The organism is Pseudoalteromonas sp. NZS100_1 (genome assembly GCF_015864285.1).
In the GTDB taxonomy this organism is placed as follows: domain Bacteria; phylum Pseudomonadota; class Gammaproteobacteria; order Enterobacterales; family Alteromonadaceae; genus Pseudoalteromonas; species Pseudoalteromonas arctica.
In genome coordinates, this window is record NZ_JADYXN010000346.1 from 1 (window position 1) to 519 (window position 519).

Annotated in this window: 1 pseudogene; it reads right to left on the reverse strand. The window is 63.8% G+C overall.

The annotated features are described in order from the left end of the window. Window positions 1-230: 230 nt before the first annotated feature. Window positions 231-519: pseudogene (locus I6F66_RS22225) on the reverse strand (serine hydrolase); the annotation flags it as partial.

Here is a 519-nt window from a genome sequence, read left to right on the forward strand (position 1 = left end):
GTCTCGCAGACCCTCCAACATTTCGCGGGCACGCTCGACCGACGCCGCTTGTCGGGGCGGATCGCCGTCGCTCCGTCCGCGACACGGCCGATCACCGCAAGGGGACGGCGCGATACCGAGAGTCGCGAAGGTGTCCGTTCGTCGCGCGTTCGCTTGTCTGTGCCCATTGTGATTTTGCGCCTCTGGCGGGTGGGCGGGCCCGGCCGCGAGCGCCTCCTTTCCGTCTTCGCTCAATATTCGGCAGCCAGGGAGCGGAAAAATGCGATCGTCTCGGCTTCGCGACTGGCAGATTCGGAACCCGACTGGCCGTAGCTGCTATTGGCAGATAGCTTGACGATGACCATGCGGGAGCGCGGATTGACGTAGATGAACTGATTATAGACGCCGACCGCCGCATAATCCTGTTTGTCGTCACCGCCCGGCAACCACCATTGATAGCCATAGCCCCAATCGCTGTCGGCCGATGCGCGGTGTCCGGGGACCAGATGCGGCGCATCGGGCGTAATCGAGGCCTGGACC